The sequence below is a fragment of the Acetomicrobium sp. S15 = DSM 107314 genome, from assembly GCF_016125955.1.
Classification (GTDB): Bacteria; Synergistota; Synergistia; order Synergistales; family Thermosynergistaceae; genus Thermosynergistes; species Thermosynergistes pyruvativorans.
The window spans coordinates 1-395 of sequence record NZ_JADEVE010000406.1; the positions used below are offsets into that span (position 1 = coordinate 1).

Annotated in this window: 1 protein-coding gene; it reads right to left on the reverse strand. The window is 55.2% G+C overall.

Annotation, left to right across the window (positions count from 1 at the left end; translation table 11 throughout):
- Positions 1-178: 178 nt before the first annotated feature.
- A partial coding sequence (locus EZM41_RS11960) for a monovalent cation/H(+) antiporter subunit G (protein WP_198471294.1) occupies positions 179-395 on the reverse strand: 217 nt, incomplete at its 5' end.

Here is a 395-nt window from a genome sequence, read left to right on the forward strand (position 1 = left end):
TCACGAAGCGCAGCGCAGCCTCGACCTTCGGGCCCATGCTCCCGGCCCTGAAGTGCCCTTCGATCTTATACCGCTCGAGCTCATCGACGGTTACGGAGCCCAACCACTTCTCCTGCGGGGTACGAAAATTGATCGCCACCATCTTTGGAGCCTTCTACATAGTTGAGCCCATCTCATACTATCCCATCTTAGGACTCTCTGGGACATACATGTCATTCTTGGCTGGCAACATTTCTAACCTACGGCTTCCATGCTCGGCCATGGCAGGTTTGACTCCGCTCCTATGGGCTGCCCTGGCTATGGCATGACCACCAGTGGCGTTTGTGATCAAAATTGCCAAAACCGCAATCACCACGTGGATGAAGAGCGCCAAGAATCGCCCGTCTCCCGTGCTT